The sequence below is a fragment of the Stenotrophomonas maltophilia group sp. Smal13 genome, assembly GCF_030236855.1.
GTDB classification, from domain to species: domain Bacteria; phylum Pseudomonadota; class Gammaproteobacteria; order Xanthomonadales; family Xanthomonadaceae; genus Stenotrophomonas; species Stenotrophomonas maltophilia_A.
The window spans coordinates 1-5089 of sequence record NZ_JASJSQ010000153.1 but is presented as its reverse complement, the minus strand read 5'-3'; the positions used below and the strand labels follow the sequence as shown (position 1 = coordinate 5089).

The window sequence follows — 5089 nt, the reverse complement described above, 5'->3', positions numbered from 1 at the left end:
ATGCGGCTCACGCCCCCGCAACCGGACCCACCCCGCCTTCGACAGGTCTCCGCGATCTGTTGGAATGCCACGGCCTGCTCTTGGTGGGTGTCGACCTTGGTCGACACGTAGATCCACGCCATGCGTGGATGGGCCTCCGCGATTGAAAATCGCTCACGCGATCTCGTACAGCTCCAGCGGCAGGTCGTCGGGGTCGGCGAAGAAGGTGAAGCGGCGGCCGGTGTATTCGTCCACGCGGATCGGTTCGCACACCACGCCATGCGCGGCCAGGCGCTGGATGAAGGGTTCCAGCCGGGCGACGCGGAACGCGAGGTGGCGCAGGCCCTGGGCTTCCGGGCGGCTGGGACGGGGCGGCGGCGAGGGGAAGGAGAACAGTTCCAGCTGGCCACCGTCGGGCAGGGCCAGGTCCAGCTTCCAGGAGTCGCGCGCGCTGCGGTGGTTCTCGGCCAGCACGCGCAGGCCGAGGATGCGCACGTAGAAGTCCTTCGAGCGTGCGTAGTCGCTGCAGATCAGTGCGGCGTGGTGGATGCCCAGCAGGGCGTCGGCATCGCGGGTCATTGCAGGGTGTCCAGCCAGCGCTGGGCGATCTTCAGCGCCAGCGGATAGGGTTCGGGGTCGTTGCGGTTGGTCAGCACGATCACGGTCAGGTGCTTTTCCGGATGGCGCACGATCACGTTGCGGAAGCCGATGCTCTCGCCGCTGTGCCATTGCACCGGGCCATTCAGGCGCCAGCCGAAGCCGTAGTGCGGCACGTCCGGTTCGGGTGTTGCGGTGGCCGGGCTGAACATCGCGCGGCGCGAGGCTTTCGACAGCAGGCGGTCGTCATACAGCGCCGCATCCCAGCGGGCCAGGTCGTCCAGCGAGGAATAGATGCCGCCATCGCCGAGCACGGCGCTGGTGGTGCTCTGGTCGGTGCGTTGCCAACGGCCATCGATCCAGCTGTAGCCATAGGCGCGTGCAGCGACCGTGTCCTCGCCGTCCTGGTGGGCCACGGTATGCGCCATGCCCAGCGGGCGGAAGATGCGCTGCTGCAGAAAGCTCGCGAAATCCTGGCCGGCGGCGCGGCCGACGATCATTGCCAGCAGTGCATAGCCGCTGTTGCTGTAGCGATACTGCGTGCCGGGTGCGAAATTCAGGCGGTCCTCGTGCGACAGCAGGGTCAGCACGTCGGCGTCATGCACCTGCCGAGGGTCAGCCGGGTCCATCAGGTCTTCGTAGTCGAGCAGGCCACCGGTGTGCGAGAGCAGTTGGCGGATCGTGATGGCCGCTGCAGCCGGCGGCAACTCGGGCAGCCACTGCCGGGCCGGCTGGTCGAGCCCAAGCCGGCCATCCTCCACCAGCAGCAGTACCGCCGCAGCGGTGAACTGCTTGCTGACCGAGGCCAGCCGGAAGTTGCTGGCTGCGGTGATCGTGGTGCCGTCCTCCAGCACCGCCAGGCCGTAGCCGCGGCGGAACACCGGTTGCCCGTCATGCAGCACCAGCACAGCGGCGCCGGGCACCTGGCCGTCGTAGGCCTGCATCAGGCCGTCGATGCCCGCATCCGGTGGGGTCAGCACCGGTGCGGCAGCGCCCATCAGCGGCAGCAGGCCCAGCACGACGGCGAACAGGGCGACGGCAGGGCGCATGGCGGCTCCGGAGGGGTCAGGGTGAAGGCGCGGGCGTGGCGCTGGCCGGCTGGGCCATCCAGCGCTCCATCTTGCGGTCCAGCACGTCCAGCGGCATCGAGCCATCCTTCAGCAGTTCGGCGTGGAATCGGCGCAGGTCGAAGGCGGCACCCTGGCGTGCCTTGGCCTTGTCGCGCAGGGCGACAATGGTGGTCAGGCCGGCCACGTTGGACAGCGCCTGGCCGGGCTGGGCCATGATCCGCTCGACTTCGGCGTTGGCATCATCGCTGCTCATGTCCACGGTCTTCTGCAGGTAGGCCACGGCCTGCTGCTTGCTCCAGCCCTGGGCGTTCACGCCGGTGTCGGCCACCACGCGGGCAGCGCGCAGCAGGCGCGAATACAGGTAGCCGATGCGGTCGTAGGGATCGGTGTAGATGCCCAGGTTCTCACCCAGTGTTTCGGCATACAGGCCCCAGCCTTCGACGAAGGCGAGATCGCCACCCAGGCGGCGGAAGCGCGGCAGCTTGGCCAGCTCCTGCTGCAGGCCCAGTTGCACGTGGTGGCCGGGGATCGCTTCATGCAGGTACTGCACCGGCACGTTCCAGCGCTTGCGGCTGGGCAGGTCGCGGGTGTTCACGTACAGCACGCCCGGTTGCCCGGCCGCAGACGGCTGGTAGGCCGCTGCTGCGGCGGTCAGTGCACGCTCCGGTTCCACCGCGCGCACGTCCAGCGTGGACTTGGGCAGGGTATCGAGCACCTGCGGCAGGCGTGCGTTGACCTGCTGCTGCACCTGGCGATAGCGGTTGATCAACGCATTGGCGTCGCCGTACTGGAACTGGCGGTCGTTACGCATGCTGCGCAGCAGCTTGGCCGGCGTGCCGCGCAGCTTGGCGTCCTTCATCACCGTGGCGATCTGCGCCTGCAGTTCCTGCACGCGCTGTTCGCCCAGCGCGTGCAGCTGCGCGGCGGTCTGGTCGCTGGCCGTGGTCTGCACGATCAGGTTGGCGTACCAGGCCTGGCCATCGGGCAGTGCGCCCAGGCCGCTGCTGGTGCGCGAGGCGGGCAGGTATTCGGTGGCGATGAAACCGCGCAGGGCGCGATAGGCCGGCATGATGCGCAGTTCGATCATGCGCTTGTATTCGGCGCTGATGCGGGCCTTGTCCTCGGCCGCGATGGTGTTCGGCATGGTGCGGATCGGCGACCAGAAGATGCTCTCTTCGGCGGTCGGCTTGATCACTGCATCCAGCTGCGGCAGCACTTTTTCCATCAGGTCGCGTGGCTGCACCACGCCGGCCTTCATGCCCTGGCGCATGTTGTCGATGGCCTGGTCGAACAGCTCGGGAATGCCGAGCGAACGGCGCGACCAGGTGTCGTAGTCCTGCACGGTGTTGAACGGCTGCGCGCCGGCACCTGCACCGAGGATCGCCATGATGCTGCCGACGTTGTAGTACTGGCTGATCGGCATCATCCAGCTCGGGTAGCGCTCGGCGGCCAGCGAAGCGCGCGCGTCGCGCACGAAGATCTCGTAGCTGAGCAGGTCCTGGCCCTGCAGGCCGTCGCTGCCGAGTTTCTCGACCTTGCCCAGCCACTCGGTGGTGAAGTCGTGCGATTGCTGGCGCCACGCGGCGGACAGGATGTTGGGCAGCTGGTCGTTGTAGCGGGCCTCGCCCTGGAAGGTTGCCTGCAGCGGATTCAACCGCATCGAGGCATCCCAGTATTCGTCATACAGGCGCTCCAGCTGCACCTGCTTGGGTACGGCGCGGGCCGGTGCGACCGGACGCGGCGTGGCGCGGCGCGCCGAACTGCCACGGGCCGGCGCGGTAGCGCGGGCAGGCCGGGCCTTGGGCTTGGCGGCCTGGCGGGTCTGCGCGGCGGCAGGGCGGCTGGCCTTCTTTTTCGCTGCTTCGGCCGACGGCACGGCGCTGAACAGGAACAACGCGGCGATGGCGGCGGCCAGGGCGCGGGTGGGATGCGGCATCAGGAGCTTCCGTGGAACACAGACCGTGGAGCTTGCACGATCCGGCCGCGTACGGCCAGCGTGAAGGCGCAGTCAGCTTTTTGCTGCTGGGGCTTCAGTCAGCCGCAGCGGCGGCGCGCAATGATGCGGCTCGCTCGGCACCCAGATAGCGGGTGATGGCACGCCGCATCAGGTACAGCAACGGAATCAGGGCGATCGCAAAGCCCATCTTGTAGATGTAGTTGACGCTGCTGACCGCCAGGAACAGCGAGGTCGGCCAGTGCTGCGGTCCGAGCACGAAGGCGATCCAGATCACCACGAAGCTGTCCACCACCTGCGAGATCGCGGTGGACCCGGTCGCACGCAGCCACACGTGGCGCTCGCCGGTGGCCTGGCGGATGCGATGGAACACCGCCACGTCGATCAGCTGGCCGAGCAGGAAGGCCACCAGCGAACCGGCGATGGTCCACATGCCCTGGCCGAACACCGCTGCGAATGCCGCCTGGTAGTCGGGCACGCCGTGGCCATCCATCGACGTGACCCACCAGCTGGCCGGCGCCAGCGAAATAGCCGCGAAGGCGAACAGGAAGCCGTAGCCGATCAGCACCACCGCCAGCCACGAGATGAAGCGCACGCCGCGCTTGCCGAAGAACTCGTTGATGGTGTCGGTCATGATGAACACCACCGGCCACAACAGGGTGCCGGCGGTGAAGCTGAGCGAGCCGGTCTGGCCGAACAGGTTCCAGTTCAGCGGAGCGATGCCCAGGGTGTCTTCCAGCGCGAAGATCTTCACCCCGATCAGCTCGGCCAGCACCGCATTGCCGCAGAAGAACGCGGCCAGCACGATGAACAGCAGGACCGCGCGGTCCTGCAGCGGGCGCTCGATCGGCGCCGGGGTCATTCGGTGCGTTCGCCGGTGCGATCGCCGGCACGGGTGAACGGCACGCTGGACGGCGCCACGGCACCGCCGGAAATGATGAAGCTCATGGCCTGGTCGACGGTCCAGTCGGTCGGCGTCAGCAGTTCCACCGGCACGATTTCCAGATAGCCCGAGGTCGGGTTCGGCGTGGTTGGCACATACACCGCGGCCAGCTCACGGTCGGTGCCGTGTTCCTTGATCACACGGGTGACCAGGCCGACCGACTTCATGTCGCGGTGCGGGAAGTCGATCAGCACCACGCGCTGGGTGCTGCCCGGCTCGGTCTGAAGCATGTCCAGCAGCTTCTTGGCGCTGTCGTAGATGATGCTGGCCAGCGGAATGCGCTTGATGACCGCGCCCACCCAGCGCAGCAGGCGCTGGCCGAGCACGCGGCGGCTGGCCACGCCCACCGCCAGGATCACCAGCAGGGTGGCCAGCAGGGCGATGGTGTCCTGGATCCATTCGGCGCGGACCCAGCCGAGGTAGTGCGGGAAGCTTGTCGCGATCTGCTCGGACAGCGGTACCACCAAGGGGCTGGAAATGCCCGACAGCAGCACGAACACGAACTTGACCACGACCCAGGTCAGCCAGATCGGCAGCAGGGTGAGC

The 5089-nt window shown here is 67.8% G+C and carries 5 protein-coding genes; all 5 read right to left on the bottom strand.

The genetic code is table 11. The features are described from left to right. Positions 1-153: 153 nt before the first annotated feature. The gene (locus QRO95_RS24915) at positions 154-558 is read right to left on the bottom strand and encodes a VOC family protein (protein ID WP_285303695.1); all 405 of its coding nucleotides are present in this window, start codon (positions 556-558) and stop codon (positions 154-156) included. After that, a complete protein-coding gene (locus tag QRO95_RS24910) occupies positions 555-1625 on the bottom strand; it encodes a serine hydrolase (RefSeq protein WP_071228704.1) in 1071 nt (356 codons plus the stop codon). Before QRO95_RS24910 ends, QRO95_RS24915 begins: the two co-directional genes overlap by 4 nt. A gap of 16 nt (positions 1626-1641) precedes the next feature. Continuing rightward, the gene (locus QRO95_RS24905; protein WP_071228705.1) at positions 1642-3582 is read right to left on the bottom strand and encodes a DUF885 family protein; all 1941 of its coding nucleotides are present in this window, start codon (positions 3580-3582) and stop codon (positions 1642-1644) included. A 94-nt stretch (positions 3583-3676) separates the two neighbouring features. Beyond that, complete coding sequence (locus tag QRO95_RS24900; protein WP_049437362.1) at positions 3677-4462, bottom strand: queuosine precursor transporter; 786 nt, start codon at positions 4460-4462, stop codon at positions 3677-3679. Beyond that, on the bottom strand, positions 4459-5089 hold a 631-nt coding region (locus QRO95_RS24895), incomplete at its 5' end, for a DUF502 domain-containing protein (RefSeq protein WP_285303694.1). The genes QRO95_RS24895 and QRO95_RS24900, both read right to left, overlap by 4 nt.

Coding starts and splice junctions, on each gene's coding strand:
- QRO95_RS24915 (WP_285303695.1), bottom strand. CDS start 558: ATGACCCGCGATGCCGACGCCCTGCTGGGCATCCACCACGCCGCACTG.
- QRO95_RS24910 (WP_071228704.1), bottom strand. CDS start 1,625: ATGCGCCCTGCCGTCGCCCTGTTCGCCGTCGTGCTGGGCCTGCTGCCG.
- QRO95_RS24905 (WP_071228705.1), bottom strand. CDS start 3,582: ATGCCGCATCCCACCCGCGCCCTGGCCGCCGCCATCGCCGCGTTGTTC.
- QRO95_RS24900 (WP_049437362.1), bottom strand. CDS start 4,462: ATGACCCCGGCGCCGATCGAGCGCCCGCTGCAGGACCGCGCGGTCCTG.